This window comes from Knoellia koreensis (genome assembly GCF_013041615.1).
GTDB classification, from domain to species: Bacteria; Actinomycetota; Actinomycetes; order Actinomycetales; family Dermatophilaceae; genus Pedococcus; species Pedococcus koreensis.
The window spans coordinates 146,155-166,817 of sequence record NZ_JABEPQ010000006.1; the positions used below are offsets into that span (position 1 = coordinate 146,155).

Here is a 20,663-nt window from a genome sequence, read left to right on the forward strand (position 1 = left end):
ATGGCCACCCGGGGGCGCAGCAACAGCCTCGTCACCGGTGTCCTGTGGAACCTCGCCCAGTTCGGCGCGGGCCGGTTCGTCACCTTCGTCGTCACCATCGTGCTGGCGCGGCTCGTGGAGCCGTCCGCCTTCGGCCTGCTGGCCCTCGGCCTCGTCGCGCTCGGCGTCTTCGACCGGCTCAAGGACGTCGGTGTCGGTCAGGGGCTGGTGCAGCGGCCGGGCCCGTGGAGCAAGCTCGCGCCGACCGGCTTCATCCTCACCGTCGTCGGGGCGGTCGTCCTCGCCGGCCTCTGCGCCGTCTTCGCCCCGCAGATCGGGGAGCTGCTCGGTGACCGCAACCTCGCGCCGGTGCTGCAGGTGCTCGCCATCAGCCTCGCCGTCAGCGGCCTCGCGGTCTTCCCCGATGCCGCGCTGCGACGGCACATGTACTTCCGCCAGCGCACCGCCCCCGAGCTGGCGGGCGCCGTCGCCAAGGGCGTGGTCTCGATCGCGCTCGCACTCGCCGGGTGGGGTGTCTGGAGCCTCGCGTGGGGCCAGGTGGCGGGATCGGCGGCCACCACGATCGGCTACTGGATCGCCTACCGCCGCCACGTCGACGACCCGATCCGGTCGGGCTGGTCGCCGCCGGTGGCGCGCTCGCTGCTGACCTACGGTGGGCAGCTCGCCTGGGTGTCGCTGGCGGCGCTGCTGCTCGACAACCTCGACTACCTCCTCATCGGGCGTCGGCTCGGGGCGGAACAGCTCGGCTACTACACGGTGGCCTTCCGGCTGCCGGAGCTGCTCGTCATCAGCGTCTGCACCGTCATCGGCCAGGTGCTGTTCTCCACCTTCTCCGCGAGGCAGGGGGACCACACCGGGCTGCGTGACCAGTACCTCATGACCACCGCGGCGGTGGCCACGCTCATCGTGCCGATCGGGGCCGGGCTCAGTGCCACGGCGCCGGATGCCGTCCCCGTCGTGCTGGGCAGCGCCTTCTCCGCCAGCGTGCCGGTGCTGCAGTTCCTCGGGATCTACGGGGCCGTCTACGCACTGACGTTCCACGCGGGAGAGCTCTACAAGGCGACCGGTCGCGCGCACATCCTGCTGTGGCTCGCCGTGGTCAAGCTCGTCCTGATGCTGCCGGCCCTGTGGGTCGCGGCCGGCCACTCCATCACCGCCGTGGCCGGGACCCTCGTCGGCCTGCACGTCGTGTTCGCCGTCATGCGGGCCGGGATCGTGCGCCGGTACATCGGCATCGGCATGGGTGCCCAGCTGCGCGCCGTCATCGCACCGGTGGTCGCTGGCGTCGTCATGTGGGGTGCGGTGGTGCTCCTGGGGGCGCTGCTGCCCGACTGGCCGCACCTGCTGCGCCTGCTCCTGCTCATGGTGGCCGGGGCCGTGGTCTACGTCGCGGCCCTGTCCGTCCTCGACCGCGCGGCGGTGCGCCAGATCCGCTCGATCGTCGCCCAGGTGCGAGGAGCCAGGGCATGACTCGGCACACCGACAGGCTCGCCGGCGTGGCCGTGCTGTCGACGGCCCTGAGCGACGCGTCGGGTGTCCACGTGCGTGCCGACGCCGTGCGTGGCAACGACCTGCGGCCGGACCAGTGGGCGGCTGGCCGTGAGCTGATCGTCGACCGGCCACGGCCCGACGCCGCGGTCATCGTCGTGGCCGACGGGGCCGCGAGCGCCGCGGCACAGCTCGAGGCCGTGTGCGCCGAGGCCGGCGAGGCACCGCACGGCCCGGTGTGGGTGCTGTGGCGCGGGTGGCGCGCAGCGGCCGTCCGCCGGGTTGCCGACCGCACGGGCCTGGTCGTCCACGCGTCCTTCCGGTGCACCGACTCACCGTCCTCCCCGGTCCACCTCGTCCGTGAGGGGCCGAGGCAGGCAATCCGGTGGTTGGGAGCGTCGGCGCGCGAGCGCTGGGGCTGGCGCAGCCGGTTCGGCAGCATCGCCAACCAGCTGCCCGGCGTCGGCCGCTACTTCTTCGAGGGGCGCGCGGTGCTGCTCGGCCGTCCCGACACGACGCTGCGCTGGCCCGGCGGCGTCGCCACCGGTTCGGCCCCGGCAGTGCTGCACCTGGCCGGTGGCCCGACCTCCGGCCGGGTGGTGCTGACCTGGGCCGACGCCTCCGGTGAGCCGACGGTCCACACCAAGGTGGCCGGCCCCGCCCAGGCCGACGACCTGCGCGCCGAGTTCCGTGCCCTGACGGTCCTGGCCACCATGGGCGGCCTGGACGGGTCCGTCCCGCGGCTCGCGCAGTGGCAGGAGACGCCGGGCTGGCTCGCCATCACCCAGACGCACCTGCCCGGGCACGCGGTCCACGCCCGCGCCATCGGACCACGCGGGCGGGCCGCCGCGGGGCAGAACCTCGAGGACCTCGTCGACCGGTGGGTCCGGGACCTCGCGCTCGCCAGCCGCAGTGTGGCCCTGGGCGAGATTCCCACCACCGACCAGGCGCTGCCCGTGGACGTGGCTTCGGCCTTCCGCGACCCCGGCCTCAGCGCGGCAGTCCTGCGCGGACTCGTCGTGTCGAAGGAACGTCCCGGCCTCGTGCACGGCGACCTGTGGCGGGGCAACGTCGTGCGCGCCCCCGACGGCGCCTCGATCGGCGTCATGGACTGGGAGTCCGGCCGGGTCGGGCACGCGCTCTTCGACCTCCTGACCTGGGTCGTGACCGAGCTCAGCGACGATGTTGCCGTCGGTCCGGCGGTGGCCCGGGCGCTCACCCGCGGTGGCGACGGTGCCGTCACGGCCAGGCGCGTGCGGACCCTGCTGTCCGCACTGGACCAGGAGCTCGAACCCGACGACGTCGAGGCACTGGTCCTGGCCCAGCTCGTGCTCATCGCGCTCGAGGGCGGGCCGGCCGCGGCGACGACCGAGACGCGACGACGCGAGTGGCTGGCCGCGGTCGAGCACCTGTGGCAGTCGTGGCTGCGTGACGGGTCGCCCTGGCGGCCGCGCACCGACGGATGGGTGCGGTCATGACCGCGACCAAGGTGTTGCACGTCCTCGACTCGTTCAGCTTCGGCGGGGCCGAGCAGCTCGTCGCGAGCCTGGGCGCGCAACCGTCGCCCGACCTCGTGGTGCGCGCCGCGAGCCTCGCGCCGGAGGGTCTGGGGCGGGACGCCATGCTCCCGCGGCTGGAGGCGGCCGGGCTGCGCCCGGTCCACCTCGGCGTCCGCCGGCTCCTCGACGCCCCGGGCCTGTCGCGTCTGGTCGGCCAGCTGCGCAAAAGCGGGACTGACGTCGTCCACGCCCACCTCGGGTATGCCGCGACGGTCGTGCCGCTTGCAGCTCGCCTAGCCGGGATCCCTTGTGTCGCAACGCTTCACCACGTCCCTGAGGACCTCCCGCGTGGTGAGTGGCTCAAGGAACGGATGTCGGTGCGGGTGCCGACGCGGCTGGGCCGGTTGGTGTTCGTGTCGCAGTTCGCCCAGGACGAGTTCGCGCGCCGGCACGGCCCGGCCCAGGACTCGTGGCGGGTCATCCACAACGCGGTCGACCTCGACCGGTTCCGGCCGCCGGAGCACCGCACCGAGCGGCCGCCGACGTGGCTGGCGCTCGCGGCACTGCGCGCACCCAAGGGCCACGACGACCTGCTCCACGCCTGGGCCCGGGTGGTGAGCAGCCATCCGCAGGCACACCTCCTCGTCGCCGGTGACGGGCCGCAGGCCGACCACCTGCGCGAGCTCGTGGCCCGGCTCGGCCTGCGCGACCGGGTCGAGCTGCTCGGCGCCCGGGAGGACGTGCCCGAGCTGCTGCGCCAGGTCGACGGCGTCGTGTCGGCGTCGCACACCGAGGCGCTGCCGACCGCCCTGATCGAGGCCGCCGCGAGCGGCCTGCCGGTCGTCGCCACCGATGTGGGGGGCACCGGCGAGGTCGTCAGCGACGGCGTGACCGGACGGCTCGTGCCGGCGAACGACCCGGACCGGCTCGCCGCCGCACTGACCGACCTCGTCGACGACCCCGACAGCAGGGCCCGAATGGGCGATGCGGCCAGGTCACGAGCGCTGGACCATTTCGGCATGACCCGCTGGGTCGACCAGCTCACCGATCTCTACACCGAGGTGCTCGGCACCCGCAGCAAGGAAAGGACACCATGACGTCCAGCACGGACCCGTCCACCACGGAGGAGCCGTCCACCACGGACTCCCCCACCCCACGCAGGAACCGGCGGCCGTTCTGGGCCCTGGTGCTCGGCCTGGCGGCTGCCCTCGCCGTCGGGGCGCTCGGCACGGCATACGTCCTGGCCCAGGCTCCCGTCTACGAGGCGCAGGTCGATGTCCTCGTCAGCCCCAGCCAGACCGCGAGCAACTCCGACGCCGCAGCCCTGTTCGACTCGCTCAGCCGCGGACAGGTGGCTGCCACGGCCGCCGAGATCTTCCGCCAGGAGCGCTGGCACGCCGGTGAGCGGGGCACGGTCGAGGCCGGCGTCGTCACCCCCAGCGCGGTGATCCAGGTGACCGCACAGGCCAGCACCGCGGCCCAGGCCACCAAGCTTGTCGAGACGGTCGTCGCCAACGCCGACCCCGAGGTCGACAAGGCGCTCGCGCCCTACCAGGTCGAGCGCCTCGACGACACCAATCCCACTGCGACCGTGGTGGGGTTGTCGCGCGGCCTGATGCTCGTGCTCGTCCTCGTGGCCGCCGTCGTCGCGGGTGCCGCCGTGTGGCGGTTCGTCTACGCCGGCAGGAGCGCTCGCGGCGCGTGACCTCCACCCCAGCCCCCCGGCGTGACGGCTCCGTCGTCGCGCTCGTCGTCGCGTGCCTGTTGGTCGCCGCGGAGTTCTCCGGCGCCTACGGCGTGCTCGACTCGATGCTGCCCTTCTCCGGGTTCACGGCGCTGCTGGGGGTCGGCGCGCTCACGGCCGTCCTGACCGCGCGGGACTGGTTGCGCGGTTTGCCGCTGGTGGTCCTGGGGGCCATGGCCTGCTACGTCCTGGCCCTGGCCCTGTCGGCGACCCAGTCGACGGTCAACCCGACGGTCACCGCGACCGCCGTCACGGACGGCCTCAAGGAGCTGGTGTTCGTCGCGGTGCTGCTCGCACTCGTGACGGCGTCGCCGCGGCGGTGGCGCTGGCCAGCGCTGGCGACGAGCCTCGCCGCGCCGCTCGCCCTCGTCTGCGTCTTCGCGCCCATCAACGAGTGGGTGCTGGGAAACACCTACTCGTTCGGTGGGTTCGACACCGTCACCACCGCGCTCGGCGTGGGCGTCATCGCCGCCCGGCACGCCGGCCCCGTGCCCGACGCGAACTTCTGGGGGCGGTTCCTCGTGCTGGCGTTGCCGTTCGCCCTCGTCATCACTACCCTGCTGTGGCGGCGGGTGGTCCGGCGTGAGCCGCGCCGGTCGGTGCTGCTGGCGCTGGTGACCTCGGGCGGGATCGTGGCGATCCTGCTCAGCGTCTACCTCACCGGGTCGCGCGGCACCTTCCTGGCGGCGGCCGTGGCGCTCGCGGTGCTCGTCTTCGCGGCGGGTGTGCCCCTGCGGCGGCTGTGGTGGGTCGTCCCGGCGGGCGCCGCGGTCTTCGTCGTCCCCGGCGTGGGCAGCCGGCTGCTCAGCACCTTCAGCGTCTCGGAGAACGCCCAGCGCGCGGGTGCGGACGGCTCGGTCATCGAGCGGCTGGCCACCCAGGAAGTGGCGCTGCGGATGATCGAGCAGTCACCCCTCACGGGCATCGGCCCGGGTGGCTACGCGCAGGTCTTCGCCCGCGAGGCCGCCACGACCGACCTCAGCCTCACGCGGGTGGTGGCACCCCACAACCTCTACCTCGCCCTGTGGTCCGAGTCCGGCATCCTCGGCCTGCTCACCTGGCTCGCCCTCGTGGTGACCGCGTGCTGCCTCGCGGTGCGGGCCCTGCGGGTCGCGGCCGCCTCACCGGACCCCCGGGTCGCCGGGTTGCGACCGTATGCCGCGGCGGCCCTCGCCGGCATCGTCGCCTGGTCGGTGGCCAGCGCCTTCCTCCACCTCACCTATGCCCGGATCCTGCTCATCGTCATCGTCCTGGCCGCGGTGCTCGACCGCGAGGCGCGTGCCGCGACCGCCGCGGAGCCGGACGTCGTGCACGACGTCGGCGCGCACCGCACCGACCGCGGCTCCTTCGTCGGTGAGGTGCGGGCCGGTGCCGGGTGGGCCGTGGGCGCCGGCGTCATCAGCGCCGTGGTCGCGGTGGCCGCGGCATTCGCGCTCTCCGGCGGTTCGCGCACCACGCTCTCGGGCTGGCTGGTGCCCGTCGACGACGGCACCTACGCGTTGAGCCTGCGCACGCGGACCGCGGTGCTGCCCACTTTCGCGGTCGCCCTCGGCTCCAACTCGCGCAGCGTCGTCGATGCGCAGGGCGACCCGAGCAGCGGCCTCGTCACGCTCACCGCGTCCGCCCCCAACGGCCCCGCCGCGATCGCCCAGCTGGAGGAGGTCGCCGCCGGCACCCCCTCGGTCCTCGAGCACACCGGTCTCGACCGGCTCTACACGGTGCGCTGGAGCGAGGTGCGGGTGGTGCCCTCGAGCGACCGCCTCGTCACGGTCGTCCTTGCCGGAGCGGGTGGTGGCCTGCTCGGGGCCCTGGCCGGAGTCCTGGCGGCCATCCGTCGCATCCGGCCCAGGCCCGCGTGGCACGACCTGGAGGAGACCGCGTGAAGGTCGCCCACGTCATCCACTCCCTCGGTGCGGGCGGCGCCGAGACGGTCCTCGAGCACCTGGTGCCGGCCGCCGCCGACACGGGCGTCGAGGTCGTCGTCATCGGCTTGTCCGACGCCGAGGACAACCGCACCGCCCAGCGGCTGCGTGCCCTCGGTGCCCGCGTCCACGAGCTGCACCGCCCGCGCTACGACCCCACCGTCGTGCGTGCCGTCGCCGGGCTGTTGCGGTCCGAGGGTGTGGACCTCGTGCACACGCATCTCAAGCACGCCGACGTCGTGGGCGGCGCGGCCGCCCGGCTGGTCGGCCTGCCTGCCGTGTCGACGCTGCACGTCATCGAGGACCCCACCACCCCAGCGGCGCGCCTTCGCGTGCGGTTCGCGGCGGCGCTGCGCTCCCGGCTCGCCGCCCGGACCGTCGCCCTGTCGGGCGCACAACGCGACTGGTATGCCGTGTGGGCACCTCACCCGGAACGAATCGCATTGGTGCCCAACGGCGTTGCCGAACCCGCGCCGACCCGTTCCCGCGACGAGGTCCGGGCCGAGCTGGGCGTGCAGCCGCACGAGGTGCTGGCCCTGACCGTCTCGCTCATGCGCCCCGAGAAGGGGCACGCCGACCTCCTCGACGCGCTCAGCGGCATACCAGACGAGGTGCCGCTCGTGGCTGCCCTCGCCGGTGACGGTCCGCTCCTGGAGGACGTGCGGCGACGGGTCGGCGCCGACCCGCGGCTGCGAGATCGCGTGCGGGTGCTGGGTTTTCGCACCGACGTCGACGACCTACTCGCCGCGAGCGACCTCGTCGTGCATCCCAGCCGGGCCGACGCGCTGCCCACCTCCGTGGTGAGCGCCATCGCCAGCGGGAGGGCCGTCGTCGCGACCGACGTCGGCGGCCTGACGGACATCCTCGACGGCGGGGCGGGCGTCCTCGTCCCGGCCGGATCGGCGGCCCAGCTGCGCTCAGCCGTGCTCGAGCTGGTCGGCGACCCTGCCCGGCGCGCGGCCCTGGGCCGACGCGGGCGGGAGCGCTACGACAAGGAGTTCGCGGCACCGGTGTGGGCGTCGCGACTGCACGACCTGTACACCCAGGCAGCCGGGGGACCCGTGACAAGGGAGGCCCCATGACCGTCCAGCGAGTCGTCATCGTCAGCGCCGTGGCGCCCTACCCGCAGGACAGCGGGAAGAGCGTGGTCATCGCTGGTTTCCTCGAGCACTTCCGGTCGCGGATGCCTGCGGCCGAGATCCACTACGTGCACGTCGGGAATCCGTTGACGAGCCTGGCCGGCTTCGACGGGGTCACCGTCCACGAGGCGGGGCGACGCGGCCGCCTCGAGCTGGTCCGGAGCCTCCTGTGGGGGGTGCCGGTTCAAGGGCTCAGCCTGCAGGAGGCCTTCACGGCCTCGGGGCAGGTGGCCCACCGGCTCGGCACCCTGCTCACCGAGATCGACGCGGACCTCGAGGTCATCGACACCATCCGGATGGCCCAGCTGGTCGAGCACCACCGGCCGCGTGGTCGCCGGGTCCTCTACCTCGACGACCTGTTCAGCGAGCGCTACCGCCGCATGCTGGGGGTGCTCGACGACGACCGCGGCAGCCAGTTCGACCCGCTCGGCCAGTTCACGGTCCACGTGCCGTCGGTCCTGCGCGGGCTCACCCGCCACCAGTCGGTGCGGCGCTGGCTGCTGCTGCTCGAACGCCGGCTGGTCCAGCGTCGTGAGCTGCGTGCGGCGCGGCAGGCCGAGCTGTCCCTGCTGCTCAACGCCGAGGAGGCGCAGCTGCTGCGCGAGCGGTCCGGTGCCGCGGTGCAGGCGGTGCCCCCGCTGGTGTCGGTGCCGTCGACGACGCGGGCCCCGTGGTCGGGGCGGCCCGAGTTCTGCTTCGTCGGGCTGCTGTCGATCGCGCACAACGACGACGGGCTCACGTGGTTCCTGCGGGAAGGCATGCCGGAGCTGTTGCGGCAGCGGCCGGACGCCGTGCTGCACGTCATCGGGCGCGGCGCCTCGCCGCAGGTGGTCGAGCTGGCCCGCCAGTTCGGGGACAGCGTGCGGCTGCACGGCTTCGTCGAGGACCTCGACGCCCTGGTGGCGCCGAGCTGCGCGATGGTCAACGTGCTGCGCTTCGGCTCCGGGGTGAAGATCAAGGTCCTCGAGGCCATGGCTCGTGGCCTGCCCGTCGTGACGACGGCCGTGGGTGCGGAGGGGATCGCCGAGTCGGGCGACGGGCTGGTCGTGACGTCCTCGGCCCGGCAGGCCGGCCGTGAGCTCGCCCGGTTGGCCGACCCCGTGCAGCGGGAGATTGCCAGCCGCGATGCCGCCCGCCTGTATGCCGAGCGGTACGCGCCCGAGGTGGTGCACGCGGCATACGATGCTGCCTTTGGCACCACGGTCCTGGAGAGGAGACGGACCTGAGTCCGCGACGGTATGCCGTCAGGGGGTCCCGAGTCGTGCCCGTCACCGCGGGTGTGGTCGTGCTCGTGCTTGCCCTCGTGTCGGTGGCCCTGACGATGCAGCGGTCGCCGGAGGGTGCCCCCGCCCGCCTGTCGGCCGGTCAGGCGCAGCCGCGCGAGACCGACGTGCGGGGCCCGCGCAGCACCGCACCGTCACCGAGCACCACCACGGCCACGACGACGCGCCCGCCGACCCCGGCGAGCCGGACCACGAAGCGACCCACACCCACGGCACCGACCGGGCCGCGCATCCAGGCACCCGCCGTCACCCCGCAACGCCAGGTGGGGCCCGTGGCCTTCGACCCGGCCCAGCTCTTCCCGACGGGGCCGTTCCGCACGGTCGTCAGTCGGGCACCGGTCGACCCGGCCTCGGCGTCCTACGTGCAGCGGATGAGCAGCGAGAAGCTCGTGATCTCGTTGCGGCAGTGGACCGTTCCGGTCTACGCCGCGCAGCAGTCGACACCCAGGACCACGGTCGCGCTGACCCAGACCTGGGGCAGCGGCATCACCGAGCTCAGCGGGGTGCCGATGCCTGCGGGCGTCCGGCCCGACCCGGCTGGCGACGGACACCTCACGGTGGTGCAGCCGAGCACGGGCTGCGTCTACGACTTCTACCGCGCGCGCCGGGACGGCACCGGGTGGGCCGCCAACTGGGGCAACGCGATCCCGCTCGGGTCCTCGGGCATCTATGCCGACGGCGGCGGCACCCGGGCGGCCGGCTTCTCCGCAGCGCTGGGACTGGTGTGGCCGCAGGAGATCGAACGGGGGCGCATCGACCACGCGCTCGTCTTCGGCTACCCGTACACCCGCGCGGGCGACCCGGTCGCGCCGGCCACCCGGTCCGACGGCCGCAGCACCGACCCGGGCGCGCTGCCCATCGGCTCACGGGTGCGCCTCGACCCCAGCCTGGACCTGTCCCGCCTGCGCCTGAGCCGCGCCGAGCGCGTCGTGGCCAAGGCCTTGCAGGAGTACGGCATGGTGCTCGGGGACACCAGCGGCGGGTTCACCCTGTATGCCGCGCAGCCGCTCGGCCTGGGAGCCGACCCCTACCCCTCCATCTTCGACACGAAGAGTGACTGGGCCTCGCTGGCCAAGCTGCCCAAGGGCCGCTTCCAGGTCGTGGACGTGCCCGGTGAGTCGGCGCAGGGCGCAGCGTCCGCGTCGTCCTGCGGCCAGCTGGAGTAGTCGAGCGTCGAGCGCGGCAGCCCCGGACTCGGGGCAACCGTCGCTTTCGGGCAGGGATATCTCATCTCTTCTCATCCATTTGGATGAGGAACTTCTCGCCAGTTCGGCAGTGTGAGCAGCCATTTGGGCTCGGTGGATGACGTCGCCTGCCTAGGTTCTCGCTGCGATGAGATCACGAACCACCTCCCCCCGTAGAGCAGTGCCAGCCATGGCGGCCACCGCCGCGGCGGTCTGGCTGGTGGCCGCGCCGAGCCCCGCCGAGGGCCGCCCATTGGGCCCGTCGTCGTCCACCCAGCGCGTGGTCCGTACCTACGTGGGGTCGGCCGCCCGGGCCGCGAAGCCGGTCAAGACGCCCGCCACCCCCACGCCGACCTCCACCTCGACGCCGCCCACCTCGACGACGAGCCCGCCGGTCACGACCACGACGCCACCCACCTCGACGACGACCCCGCCGGTCACCACGACCACGGTCGACCCGACGAAGCTGTTCCCGACCGGTCCCTTCCGCCAGCGCGTCGACGCCATGACCGTCGACCCGGCCAGCACGGCATACATCTCCCGGATGAACACGGGAAACCTCGTAATCTCGTTGCGGCAGTGGACCGTCCCGGTCTATGGCGCGACCAGCAGCACCCCCCTGTCGAAGGTGACCCTCACCGAGACCTGGGGCTCTGGCATCACGCTGTTCGACGGGCTGCCGATGCCCGCCGGAGCCCAGCCCGATCCTGCAGGTGACGGACACCTGACGGTGGTCAAGGAGAGCAACGACTGCGTCTACGACGTCTACCGGGCGCGACAGACGACCACGGGCTGGGCGGCCAACTGGGCCAACGCGACACCGATGTCGGGCTCGGGCATCTACCCGGACGGCGGCGGCACGCGAGCGGCGGGGTTCTCCGCCGCACTCGGCCTCATCTGGCCGCAGGAGATCGAGAGCGGCTCCATCGACCACGCCCTCGTCTTCGCCTACCCCTACACCAAGTCGGGCCTCCCGGTGCCGCCGGCGACCCGTTCGGACGGGCGCACCGACCTCCCCGACGCGCTGCCGATCGGTGCGCGGGTGCGGCTCGACCCCACCCTCGACCTGTCCACACTCCGCCTCAACCGCGCCGAGGAGGTCGTGGCCAAGGCGTTGCAGCAGTACGGCATGGTGCTCGGCGACACCAGCGGCGGCACCACCCTCTACGCCGCGCACCCCTACGGCCTCGGCTACGACCCCTACGCCGCGATGTTCGGCACGACGAGCGACTGGGCGTCGCTGGCCAAGCTGCCGAAGAGCCGGTTCCAGGTGCTGACCCTGCCCCCGACGGTGGCGAAGAAGACCGCACCGCAGTCGGTGTGCTCCGCACTCCGGTAGTGCTCGACGCCCTCGGCGCGTAGGTTGCCGAGCATGGCCAACGACACGGACGGGACCACCCAGGACGGCATCGACCCGCAGGTGCCACCCAGCGGCCCGGGGTGTGTGGAGTGCCTTGAGTCCGGTGGCTGGTGGGTGCACCTGCGCCGGTGCGCGCAGTGTGGCCACGTCGGCTGCTGTGACACCTCACCGAGCCAGCACGCGACGCACCACTTCGAGGGCACCGGCCACCCGGTGATCCGCAGCTACGAACCGGGTGAGGACTGGTTCTGGGACTTCCGCGAGCAGAAGGGCTTCGTCGGGCCGGCCCTCGCCGACCCGCAGAGCCACCCCGCTGACCAGCCGGTGCCGGGGCCCGAGGGCGCCGTGCCGGAGGACTGGATGGACCACATCAACCAGTGACGCGAAACCGGTGGCCCGCCTCGCGTGAGGTGGCCGCCGGTCAGGGTGTTCTCAGGGTCAACTGGGTATCTGCCCTGATGTGCCGGGGGTGACCGGCCCGACAGGCTTGCTGTCATGGCCACCCGACTCGCCCCGGTCCCGCGCACGGCCGTCAAGCTCCTCGTCTCCGGTGCTGCCGCTGCCGGCATCATCGCGGTCGCGCTGCCCAAGGTTGCCGGCGCGCAGTGGTCGCAGATCGCAGGGGTGCTTGGTGGGCTGAGTGGGGCGCAGCTGGTGCTGCTGACCGTCGTCTGGCTCGCCGGGCTGTGGGTGCAGACGCCGGCGCTGACCGCCGCGCTGCCCGGCCTCACGCACCGCAGGGCGTTGCTGCTCAACCTGACTGGTTCGTTCGTCTCCAACCTGATGCCGCTCGGGGGCGCGGTCGGCACGGTCGCGAACTGGCGGATGGCGCGGACGTGGGGCTTCACCACGGTGGCGTTCGGGCGGTGGGCGGTGCTGACCAACCTTGTCGACACGTTGCTCAAGTTCGTCCTGCCCGGGCTGGCGCTGGTGTGGCTCGGCGCCGCGGGCCTGGAGGTGAAGGGCTCGGTCAGCACCGCGGCATACGTCGGCCTCGGTCTGCTCACCGCGTCGGTGCTCGCGGTCTGGCTCGTCGCCCGCGACGACCGCGCGGTGCGCTGGCTCGGTCGGGTGGCCGACCGGGTCGTGCGCCGGGTGCGGTTCGTGCGGCCGCCCGAGGGTGGGTATGCCGCGTGGGCGGCATCGTTCCGGCGTGACAGCGCCGACCTCGTCGCCCACGGGTGGGGGCGGATGGTCGGCGGCAAGCTCGCGTATGCCGCGTTGCAGGCCGTGCTGCTGTGGCTGTGCTTCCGGGTCATCGGGGCGGAGGTGCACCCGGCGGTCGTGGGCGCGGCGTTCGCGGTGGAGCGCATCCTCACGATGGCGGCGATCACGCCCGGCGCCACGGGGATCGTCGAGCTGGGGATGGTCGGGGTGCTGGTGGCGCTCGGGGTCGAGGCGGCCCCGGCGGCGGCCGGGGTGCTGCTCTACCGGGCGTTCATCTTCGGGATGGAGATCCCGGTCGGCGGCCTGGCCTTCGGCGCCTGGCTCATGCGCACCCGCGGCCGCGTGGTCGCCCCCGCCTAACACCCCCGCTGTCCCAGCTTTTCCGCGTCAAGCGGGAAAGCTGGCTTCGCACGCACTAGTGGACCGAGCGAAGCTCACAGTTCGCGTGCGAAGTGATCGGTGATCAGGCCATCGGATGGCCCAGGAGCGCCAGGTCGCGCTCGGCGTACCGGTGGTGCTCGAGGTGCTCGTGCAGGATCGTGCGCAGGCTCTGGCCCACGGTGCGTGACTCCTCGCCCCACTCGTGCCACAGGACCGCCGACCGGGGTTCGTCGAGGCGGGCGTCGTCGGTGGCGGCGAGCTCGTCGTTCACGTATGCCGTCACGTCGACGCCATGCGCCGAGTGTGCCAGCGACCTCGGGACCTGCGCGTCGTGGCTCGCGCCGCACGCTCGCCGCCGCTGCCACCTGAGGCCACCCCACGGCATACCCTCCAAGAAGTGTTTGACAGCCAGCCACGTCAGCGAGCACACTGTCAAACATGTCTTTGGGAGATGAGACCGAGCCCGAGCGGCTGCGGCGGCTGCGCGCGGTGGCCCACCCGGTGCGGTTGCGCATCCTGTCGCTGCTCACCGGCTCCGAGCTGTCCGCGGCCGAGGTGGCGCGCGAGCTCGGCATCACCCAGGCCAACGCCAGCTACCACCTGCGGCGACTGGCCGACACTGGCCGGGTCGACGTGGTCGGCACCGAGAAGGTCCGCGGCGGGGTCGCCAAGAAGTACCGCTACTCCAAGGAGACGGACGCCGGCCCGGGCCGGGGTGGCACGGCGCAGCGGCTGCGCACCGGCGCCGGCGACCCGGCCGCGCTCCAGCTCATCCTGGCCGCAACCGCCACCGAGCTGCAGCGTCGCTCGGCGCAGCACCAGCCCCGTCCCGAGCTGGCGCGCGACACCGTGTACAGCGACCTTGAGACCTGGCTCGAGCCGGAGACCTGGAGCGAGGTCGTCGAGCTCGTCGAGCGCGCCAGCACCCTCGCCCACGAGCGGGCGCGGCCGGCCCGCACCGAGGGCACCGTGCCGGTGTCGTTCACGGCCATCCTCTTCGGGCTGGGCGAGGACCCGACGTGAGGCTAGCCGACTCCTGGGAGGCATTGCGGGAGAAGAACTTTCGCTGGCTCTTCATCGCCCGCACCATCTCGCTGACTGGGTCGTCGATGGCGCCGGTCGCGTTGGCGTTCGCGGTGCTCGAGGTCGGGTCGGCGAAGGCGCTTGGGTTGGTCCTGGCCGGTCGCACCATTGCGCTGGTCGTCTTCCTCCTCGTGGGCGGGGTCATCTCCGACCGCCTCCCGCGAAGGCTCGTGCTGATCGTCTCCCACGTGGCCACCGCGCTGACGCAGGGTGCCGTGGCGTGGCTCGTCATCACGGGCCACGCGACGGTGGCGTCGGTGCTCGTCCTGGAGTGCCTCAACGGCGCGGTCTCGGCGTTCACCCTTCCGGCGCTGCAGGGCCTCGTCGTGCAGGTGACCCCGACCCGCCTCCTGCAACAGGCAAACGCGTTGATGTCGTTCGCGCGCAACGGAACCCTGATCATCGGACCGGCCCTCGCCGGACTCATCGTGGCCGGCCCGGGTGCCGGGTGGGCCCTGGCGTTCGACGCCCTGACGTATGCCGTGGCGGCGCTCGCGTTGGCCCGGCTCGCCATCCCGCCGCTCGCGCGAGCGACCACGTCGATGGTGCGGGACCTGCGCGAGGGCTGGTCGGAGTTCACGCGCTACCAGTGGTTGTGGGTGATCGTCGTCGCCTTCGGCGTCCTCAACGCGATCCACGTCGGCGGCTGGATGGTGCTCGGTCCCTACCTCGCGACCCAGCACCCGGACACGCTCGGCGAACGCGGGTGGGGTTTCGTCCTGGCCGCCGAGTCGGTGGGTGCGATCGTCATGACCCTCGTGCTGATGCACTGGCGGCTGCGACACCCGCTGAGGCTGGGGATGGTGGGCGCCAGCCTGTTCGCCGTGCCGCTCGTCGCCCTCGGGGTGGCTCCCAGCGCGGCCCTTCTGGTCCCGGTCGCGGTGGTGGCCGGCGCCGGGATGGAGGTCTTCGGCACCGGGTGGAACGTCGCGATGATGGAGAACGTGCCGGCGCAGGCGATGTCGCGGGTGTCGTCCTACGACATGCTCGGTTCGTACCTGGCGATCCCGGTCGGGACCACGGTGTTTGGGGTGCTGTCCACGGTGGCGGACGCGCGCTGGCTCGCGGGCACCGCCGGGCTGGTCTATCTCGTCATCTGCCTGGTGACGCTCGCGCTGCCCAGCGTCTGGCGTCTCGAGCGGGTCGCGGCCAGCGAGCCGGTGGACGAGTCAGCCGAGCAGCCCACGCAGGGCGGCTGACTCGGCCCGGAGTCGTTCGGCAGCCTCGGGCTGACCGGCGAGGGTGAGCTCGTCGGCGGCCGCGTCGCGCTCGCGAACCTCCTCGGTCACGATGCCGACCTGCTCGTCCTCGGTGAGGTGGCGCCGTTCGGCCTCGGCCGCGCCCACACCGACGGCCCCCGCGATCGGCCCGGACCCGCCCCGGGTGTCCAGCTCGGCCGCAGGCACCGCCTCGGCGTTGGAGATGGCCGCCATGGCCGACCGGATCGCGCTGATCGCGGCCGTGTCCTTGGACCGCATCGCGGGCACGAGGGCAGCGCGAAGCCGCTCGGCGATCGAGTTGGCCGCGCCCGTGCCCTCGGTGGTCATGCCCCGATCATCGCGCACGGGCGCCGGTCTCGGCGCGCCGTTTGTCCAGCCACTCCATGACGGGCGTCGCCGTGACGCCGTGGACGAAGACGCTGAGCACCACGGTGAACGCCACCGTCGACCAGAGCCACCGGGCCTCGGGAAACTCCGCCTTCCCCAGGGCATAGGACAGGTAGTAGAGCGAGCCGATCCCGCGCACCCCGAAGAACGCCGTCGCCAGCCGCTCGCGGGGTCCGAGACCGCCGGGCTCATTCTGGTGGCGCGGGGCGATGCCGAGCCCGACGAGCCCGAACACCGGCCGGAAGACGAAGACGAGTGCCAAACCGACCAGCACCCCCTGCCAGTCGAGGTTGGCGAGCAGTCCGTTGGTGAGCTCGACCCCGAGCAGCAGCAGCACGAGCAGGGTGAAGAGCCGCTCCAGCCGCTCGACCACCTCGTGCATCGAGCGCTGGTAGTCGTGGTGCCGCTCGGCGGCGCGCACCGTCATGGCGCAGGTGAAGACCGCGAGGAAGCCATAACCGCTCGCGACCTCTCCGACGCCGTATGCCGTGAGGAGAGCTGCGAGGGCAAGCAGCGGCTCGTTCTGCTCGGCGAGCCGCAGGGAAGACGACCAGGAGCGGAACGCCACCTTCCCCAGCACCCACCCGACCCCCAGGCCGGCGAGCACGCCGATGGCGACCTTGCCGACGAGGTACCACGTGACCCACTTCAGTCCCCAGTCCGCGAAGGTGCCGGCGCTCGCGAGGAGGATCGCGGCATACACGAACGGGAAGGCGAGGCCGTCGTTGAGGCCGGCCTCCGACGTGAGGGCGAACCGCACCTCGTCGTCCTCGTCGACCTCTTCGGCGTCGAGCCCGTCACGCTCGGGGTCGGCGGGTCCGCCGACCTGGACGTCGGAGGCGAGCACCGGGTCGGTGGGGGACAGGACGGCCCCGAGCAGAAGTGCGGCCGCGGGGGCTATCCCGAGCACCCACCATCCCAGCAGCGCGACACCGCCGATGCACAGCGGCATCGTGACCGCGAGGAGCCGCCACGTGGGCGACCAGGCGCGCCACGACGCGCGGCTGCGGATGAAGAGAGGTCGGTCGAGGGCCAGGCCCACGCCCATCAGGGCGATGAGGATGGTGAGCTCGGTGAGGTGCTCGACGACCGTGCCCCCCTCGACGGGGTCCAGCGGTATGCCGTCCACGAGGGGCGTCAGCCCGATGACCATGCCGATGGCGACGAGCACGATCGGGGGTGACAGGGCGACCTTCCCGAGGACACGGGGCAGGGCAACGGCGAGGAGCAGGCACAGGCCCGCGACGAGGAAGATGGCATCGGATTGCATGGCCTCGCCACGCTAACAACGGGGTGTCAGCGCAGCGAGGCGAGCAGCTCACGTGGTCACGATGTGGGCTGGAACCGCCTGAGCCGCAACGAGTTCGTCACGACGAAGACGGATGACAGCGCCATGGCGGCGCCCGCGAGCATCGGGCTGAGCAGGCCGCTCGCGGCGAGCGGGATCGCCGCCACGTTGTAGGCGAACGCCCAGAACAGGTTGCCCTTGATCGTGCCGAGGGTGCGGCGGGCGAGCCGGATCGCGTCGGGTGCCGCGCGCAGGTCGCCGCGGACCAGCGTCAGGTCGCTGGCCTCCTTGGCGACGTCCGTGCCGGTGCCCATCGCGAGTCCGAGGTCGGCCTGGGCGAGCGCGGCTGCGTCGTTGACCCCATCACCGACCATCGCGACAACCTTGCCGTCGCGCTGGAACCGCGTGACGACGTCGGCCTTGTCCTGCGGCATCACCTCGGCCACGACCTCGTCGATGCCCACCTGGGCAGCGACGGTGCGTGCGGCCGCCTCGTTGTCGCCGGTGAGCATGACGGGGGCGAGGCCGAGGGCGCGCAGCTCGCGAATCGCCTGTGCCGACGTGGGTTTCACCGCGTCCGAGACGACGATGACACCGCGGGGTATGCCGTCCCACGCCACCGCGACCGCGGTCGCCCCACGCTGCTGGGCGGCGTCGAGGGCCTCGGTCAGCCCGTCGGGCAGGTGGACCGACCAGTCGGCGAGGAGGCGCGGGCGCCCCACGACGACCGCCCGGCCGCCCACCACGCCGTGCACGCCGAGGCCGTCGTCGCTGGCGAAGTCCTCGACCGGGTGGAGGTCGCCGGTCTCGTGGGCGGCGCGAGCAGCGCGCGTGATGGCGGCGGCGATGGGGTGCGCCGAACCGGACTCCACGGCACCCGCGACGGCGAGCACCTCGTTGGCCGACTCACCCTGTGCGGCAACGACATCCGCGACCGCCATCTCGCCGGTGGTGATGGTACCGGTCTTGTCGAGCAAGACCGTGTCGACGGTGCGGGTCGACTCCAGCACCTCGGGGCCACGGATGAGCAGGCCGAGCTGGGCGCCGCGCCCGGTGCCGACCATGAGCGCGGTCGGGGTCGCGAGACCGAGGGCGCAGGGGCAGGCGATGATGAGGACGGCGACGGCGGCCGTGAAGGCGGCGGTCCAGCCCGCGCCGGTGCCCGCCCAGAAGCCGAGCGTAGCGGCGGCCAGGACCAGCACGACCGGCACGAAGGTGCCGCTGATGCGGTCGGCGAGCCGCTGCACCTGGGCCTTGCCGTTCTGGGCGTCCTCGACGAGCCGGGCCATCTGCGCCAGCTGGGTGTCGGCGCCGACCCTGGTGGCCCGCACCACGATCCGGCCGCCTGCGTTGACGGTGGCGCCGATGACGTCGTCACCGGCTCGCACCTCCACGGGCACGGACTCACCCGTGACCATCGAGGCGTCGACGGCGGACGACCCGGACTCGACGACCCCGTCGGTGGCGATCTTCTCGCCGGGGCGCACGACGAAGCGCATGCCGACGGCCAGCTGGTCGGCGGGCACCCGCTCCTCGACCTCGCGGCCGTCCGGCCCGCTGCGCAGCACGGACGCCTCACTGGCGCCCATCTCCAGGAGCGCCCGAAGCGCCGCGCCGGCGGTGCGCTTGGCCCGCTTCTCGGCATACCGGCCGGCGAGGATGAACGTCGTCACCCCGGCGGCGGCCTCGAGGTAGATGTTGCCCGCACCGTCGGTGCGCTCCAACGCGATCCGGAACGGGTGGGTCATGCCCGGCTCGCCCGCGGTGCCGAAGAACAGCGCGTAGAGCGACCACCCGAATGCCGCAAGGGTGCCGATCGACACGAGGGTGTCCATCGTGGCCTGCCCGTGCCGCAGGTTGACCCACGCCGCACGGTGGAACGGCCAGGCACCCCACACCACCACGGGCGCGGCGAGCGCGAGCGACAGCCACTGCCAGTAGCGGAACTGCCACGCCGGCACCATCGCCAGCACGATGACGGGCACGGACAGCAGTGCAGACACGACCAGCCGGTCACGGAGCGACTTGAGCGGATCCGACTCTGCCGCAACAGCATCCGACGAGCTGGCGGGGGTGCCTGGTACGGGCTTTGGCGGGGGAACCGTCGCGGTGTAACCGGTCTGCTCGACGGTGGCGACCAGGTCGTCCTCGGTGACGTCGCCGGCATACGTGACCTTGGCCTTCTCGGTCGCGTAGTTGACGCTGGCGGTGACGCCCTCGAGCTTGTTGAGCTCCTTCTCCACGCGGGCCGCGCAGGATGCGCAGGTCATGCCGCCGATGACGAGCTCGACCTCGCGTGTGGGCGCGACGGATGTGTCCGTGTCAGTGGCCATGCGAGGCGGCCTCCGTTCCTGCGGTCATCGTGAACTCGGCGGTGCGCACCACGCCCTTGTGCTTGAAGTCGAGGTAGAGCCGGTAGGTGCCGGCGCTGGGTGCCTGGGTGTGGAAGACGATCTGCGGTCCGGGCTTGGTGCGCCCGTCGCCCGGCTCGCCATCGGGGTGCACGTGCAGATAGGCGAGGTCACCCTGGCGCAGGGCCACGAGGTGCCCGTATGCCGCGAGGTAGGGCTGCAGGTCCGTGACCGGGGTGCCGTCCTTGCTCACCGACAGAGTCAGCTTGGAGTCCTTGCCGGGGGCGAGGGTGCCGTCGAGCGTGACGGTGTAGCCGTCGACCGTCGCGGTGGTGCTCGGCTTCGGAAGTGGCTGCGGCGCAAAGGATCCCGGCACGAGGGCGTCAGCCCCGAGGGTCACTGGCTCGATGTCCCCGGCCGGGTCGAAGTCGGCGAAGAACCGCCACGCGCCCGGGCTGAGGTCCAGCGTGGTCGACCACGTGCCAGCCGCGTCGCGGGTCGGGTGGACGTGCTGGAACCCGGACAGGTCACGCCGCACCGCGATGAGGTGCAGCTCCTTGTCGTGCGACGGCGTGTATGCCGTGACCGGCTTCGTGTCGGCGTCGAGGACGCGGAACGACACCGGGACGTCCTTGCCGGCTCGGGGCTCCGGGTGGTCGAGCACGAGCCGCAGCCCCGACTCGGCCACCTGGAGCCCTGCCGGGAGCTCCGCGGCGCCGGCAGTGGCGACGGCCTTCGACCCGTGCGAGTCGCCATGACCCCCGGAAACTGCCGATGTCGTGGAGCCGGTCGGCTCGGTCATCCCATGGCCGGCCATCTGCTCACCGGCGCCCTTCTCCTTCGGGTCACCACCCGGCATACCCAGGTCTGCGACCCGGCCGATGCCGAACGCGGCGACGAACACGACGGCTACGCCTGCGGCGAAGAGCCCCAGGCGCGTGCCGGTGTTCACTGGGCGAGGCTGTAGTTGCCCGCCTCGTCGAGCGCGGCGGACACCTCAGCCGGGGTCAGCTCGTGGTCGGCCTCGACGGTCACGGCGGACGTGCCACCGGCGACCAGGTCGACCTTGACGTCGGTCACTCCGGCGACGGCCTTGAGCTCCTCGGTCACCGCGCTGGCGCAGTGGCCGCAGGTCATGCCGACGACGTCGAAGGTCTGTGTGCTCAT

At 72.7% G+C, this 20,663-nt stretch carries 19 protein-coding genes; 13 read left to right on the forward strand and 6 right to left on the reverse strand.

Annotated elements, in window-relative coordinates; all coding sequences use genetic code 11:
• The 11 genes from HJG52_RS19310 to HJG52_RS19360 all read left to right on the forward strand — a co-directional run bounded on the left by HJG52_RS19310 (position 1) and on the right by HJG52_RS19360 (position 13,146).
• The gene (locus HJG52_RS19310) at positions 1 to 1,470 is read left to right on the forward strand and encodes a lipopolysaccharide biosynthesis protein (protein WP_240978273.1); all 1,470 of its coding nucleotides are present in this window, start codon (positions 1 to 3) and stop codon (positions 1,468 to 1,470) included.
• A complete protein-coding gene (locus HJG52_RS19315; protein WP_171245265.1) occupies positions 1,467 to 2,966 on the forward strand; it encodes a phosphotransferase in 1,500 nt (499 codons plus the stop codon). The genes HJG52_RS19310 and HJG52_RS19315 overlap by 4 nt, the downstream gene beginning before the upstream one ends.
• Positions 2,963 to 4,084, forward strand: a complete 1,122-nt coding sequence (locus HJG52_RS19320) for a glycosyltransferase (RefSeq protein ID WP_206071163.1) — start codon at positions 2,963 to 2,965, stop codon at positions 4,082 to 4,084. The genes HJG52_RS19315 and HJG52_RS19320 overlap by 4 nt, the downstream gene beginning before the upstream one ends.
• Positions 4,081 to 4,692, forward strand: a complete 612-nt coding sequence (locus tag HJG52_RS19325) for a hypothetical protein (RefSeq protein ID WP_171245266.1) — start codon at positions 4,081 to 4,083, stop codon at positions 4,690 to 4,692. Before HJG52_RS19320 ends, HJG52_RS19325 begins: the two co-directional genes overlap by 4 nt.
• Positions 4,689 to 6,614: an O-antigen ligase family protein gene (locus HJG52_RS19330; protein WP_171245267.1), complete on the forward strand. Its 1,926-nt coding sequence runs from the start codon at positions 4,689 to 4,691 to the stop codon at positions 6,612 to 6,614. The genes HJG52_RS19325 and HJG52_RS19330 overlap by 4 nt, the downstream gene beginning before the upstream one ends.
• Entirely contained in the window at positions 6,611 to 7,735 is a 1,125-nt protein-coding gene (locus HJG52_RS21790; RefSeq protein WP_171245268.1) for a glycosyltransferase, read from the forward strand. The genes HJG52_RS19330 and HJG52_RS21790 overlap by 4 nt, the downstream gene beginning before the upstream one ends.
• Positions 7,732 to 9,018: a glycosyltransferase gene (locus HJG52_RS19340; RefSeq protein WP_171245269.1), complete on the forward strand. Its 1,287-nt coding sequence runs from the start codon at positions 7,732 to 7,734 to the stop codon at positions 9,016 to 9,018. Before HJG52_RS21790 ends, HJG52_RS19340 begins: the two co-directional genes overlap by 4 nt.
• A gap of 35 nt (positions 9,019 to 9,053) precedes the next feature.
• Positions 9,054 to 10,241, forward strand: a complete 1,188-nt coding sequence (locus HJG52_RS19345; RefSeq protein ID WP_171245270.1) for a hypothetical protein — start codon at positions 9,054 to 9,056, stop codon at positions 10,239 to 10,241.
• A gap of 208 nt (positions 10,242 to 10,449) precedes the next feature.
• Positions 10,450 to 11,598: a hypothetical protein gene (locus HJG52_RS19350; RefSeq protein ID WP_171245271.1), complete on the forward strand. Its 1,149-nt coding sequence runs from the start codon at positions 10,450 to 10,452 to the stop codon at positions 11,596 to 11,598.
• Between the two features lie 33 nt (positions 11,599 to 11,631).
• Complete coding sequence (locus HJG52_RS19355; protein WP_171245272.1) at positions 11,632 to 12,000, forward strand: UBP-type zinc finger domain-containing protein; 369 nt, start codon at positions 11,632 to 11,634, stop codon at positions 11,998 to 12,000.
• A gap of 114 nt (positions 12,001 to 12,114) precedes the next feature.
• Positions 12,115 to 13,146, forward strand: coding sequence for a lysylphosphatidylglycerol synthase transmembrane domain-containing protein (locus HJG52_RS19360; protein WP_171245273.1), 1,032 nt, complete (start codon positions 12,115 to 12,117; stop codon positions 13,144 to 13,146).
• 103 nt (positions 13,147 to 13,249) lie between these two features.
• Here the strand turns inward: HJG52_RS19360 and HJG52_RS19365 are convergent, their stop codons facing one another.
• Positions 13,250 to 13,450 (reverse strand): hypothetical protein, encoded by a 201-nt coding sequence (locus HJG52_RS19365; RefSeq protein WP_171245274.1) that lies wholly within the window; start codon positions 13,448 to 13,450, stop codon positions 13,250 to 13,252.
• A gap of 155 nt (positions 13,451 to 13,605) precedes the next feature.
• Here HJG52_RS19365 and HJG52_RS19370 point away from each other — a divergent pair, with 155 nt between their 5' ends.
• Positions 13,606 to 14,190 (forward strand): ArsR/SmtB family transcription factor, encoded by a 585-nt coding sequence (locus HJG52_RS19370; protein ID WP_171245275.1) that lies wholly within the window; start codon positions 13,606 to 13,608, stop codon positions 14,188 to 14,190.
• Positions 14,187 to 15,449: an MFS transporter gene (locus HJG52_RS19375; RefSeq protein WP_171245276.1), complete on the forward strand. Its 1,263-nt coding sequence runs from the start codon at positions 14,187 to 14,189 to the stop codon at positions 15,447 to 15,449. The genes HJG52_RS19370 and HJG52_RS19375 overlap by 4 nt, the downstream gene beginning before the upstream one ends.
• Here the strand turns inward: HJG52_RS19375 and HJG52_RS19380 are convergent.
• From HJG52_RS19380 to HJG52_RS19400, 5 genes are read right to left on the reverse strand one after another with little or no spacing between them, the layout of a single operon-like run.
• Positions 15,420 to 15,797 carry a GatB/YqeY domain-containing protein gene (locus HJG52_RS19380; RefSeq protein WP_206071164.1) on the reverse strand — a complete coding sequence of 126 codons (378 nt, stop codon included), beginning with the start codon at positions 15,795 to 15,797 and terminating at the stop codon, positions 15,420 to 15,422. The two genes, HJG52_RS19375 and HJG52_RS19380, sit on opposite strands and share 30 nt — an antisense overlap.
• A 7-nt stretch (positions 15,798 to 15,804) precedes the next feature.
• Entirely contained in the window at positions 15,805 to 17,127 is a 1,323-nt protein-coding gene (locus tag HJG52_RS19385; RefSeq protein WP_171245277.1) for a cation:proton antiporter, read from the reverse strand.
• A gap of 56 nt (positions 17,128 to 17,183) precedes the next feature.
• A complete protein-coding gene (locus HJG52_RS19390) occupies positions 17,184 to 19,478 on the reverse strand; it encodes a heavy metal translocating P-type ATPase (protein WP_171245278.1) in 2,295 nt (764 codons plus the stop codon).
• Complete coding sequence (locus tag HJG52_RS19395) at positions 19,468 to 20,448, reverse strand: hypothetical protein (protein WP_171245279.1); 981 nt, start codon at positions 20,446 to 20,448, stop codon at positions 19,468 to 19,470. Before HJG52_RS19395 ends, HJG52_RS19390 begins: the two co-directional genes overlap by 11 nt.
• Complete coding sequence (locus HJG52_RS19400; protein ID WP_171245280.1) at positions 20,445 to 20,663, reverse strand: heavy-metal-associated domain-containing protein; 219 nt, start codon at positions 20,661 to 20,663, stop codon at positions 20,445 to 20,447. The genes HJG52_RS19395 and HJG52_RS19400 overlap by 4 nt, the downstream gene beginning before the upstream one ends.

Excerpts from the sequence above, each read along its gene's own strand:
- HJG52_RS19380 (WP_206071164.1), bottom strand. The coding sequence starts at position 15,797 with ATGACCACCGAGGGCACGGGCGCGGCCAACTCGATCGCCGAGCGGCTT.
- HJG52_RS19370 (WP_171245275.1), top strand. The coding sequence starts at position 13,606 with ATGTCTTTGGGAGATGAGACCGAGCCCGAGCGGCTGCGGCGGCTGCGC.
- HJG52_RS19350 (WP_171245271.1), top strand. The coding sequence starts at position 10,450 with ATGGCGGCCACCGCCGCGGCGGTCTGGCTGGTGGCCGCGCCGAGCCCC.
- HJG52_RS19385 (WP_171245277.1), bottom strand. The coding sequence starts at position 17,127 with ATGCAATCCGATGCCATCTTCCTCGTCGCGGGCCTGTGCCTGCTCCTC.
- HJG52_RS19400 (WP_171245280.1), bottom strand. The coding sequence starts at position 20,663 with ATGAGCACACAGACCTTCGACGTCGTCGGCATGACCTGCGGCCACTGC.
- HJG52_RS19390 (WP_171245278.1), bottom strand. The coding sequence starts at position 19,478 with ATGGCCACTGACACGGACACATCCGTCGCGCCCACACGCGAGGTCGAG.
- HJG52_RS19325 (WP_171245266.1), top strand. The coding sequence starts at position 4,081 with ATGACGTCCAGCACGGACCCGTCCACCACGGAGGAGCCGTCCACCACG.
- HJG52_RS19340 (WP_171245269.1), top strand. The coding sequence starts at position 7,732 with ATGACCGTCCAGCGAGTCGTCATCGTCAGCGCCGTGGCGCCCTACCCG.
- HJG52_RS19310 (WP_240978273.1), top strand. The coding sequence starts at position 1 with ATGGCCACCCGGGGGCGCAGCAACAGCCTCGTCACCGGTGTCCTGTGG.
- HJG52_RS19360 (WP_171245273.1), top strand. The coding sequence starts at position 12,115 with ATGGCCACCCGACTCGCCCCGGTCCCGCGCACGGCCGTCAAGCTCCTC.
- HJG52_RS19320 (WP_206071163.1), top strand. The coding sequence starts at position 2,963 with ATGACCGCGACCAAGGTGTTGCACGTCCTCGACTCGTTCAGCTTCGGC.
- HJG52_RS19355 (WP_171245272.1), top strand. The coding sequence starts at position 11,632 with ATGGCCAACGACACGGACGGGACCACCCAGGACGGCATCGACCCGCAG.
- HJG52_RS19315 (WP_171245265.1), top strand. The coding sequence starts at position 1,467 with ATGACTCGGCACACCGACAGGCTCGCCGGCGTGGCCGTGCTGTCGACG.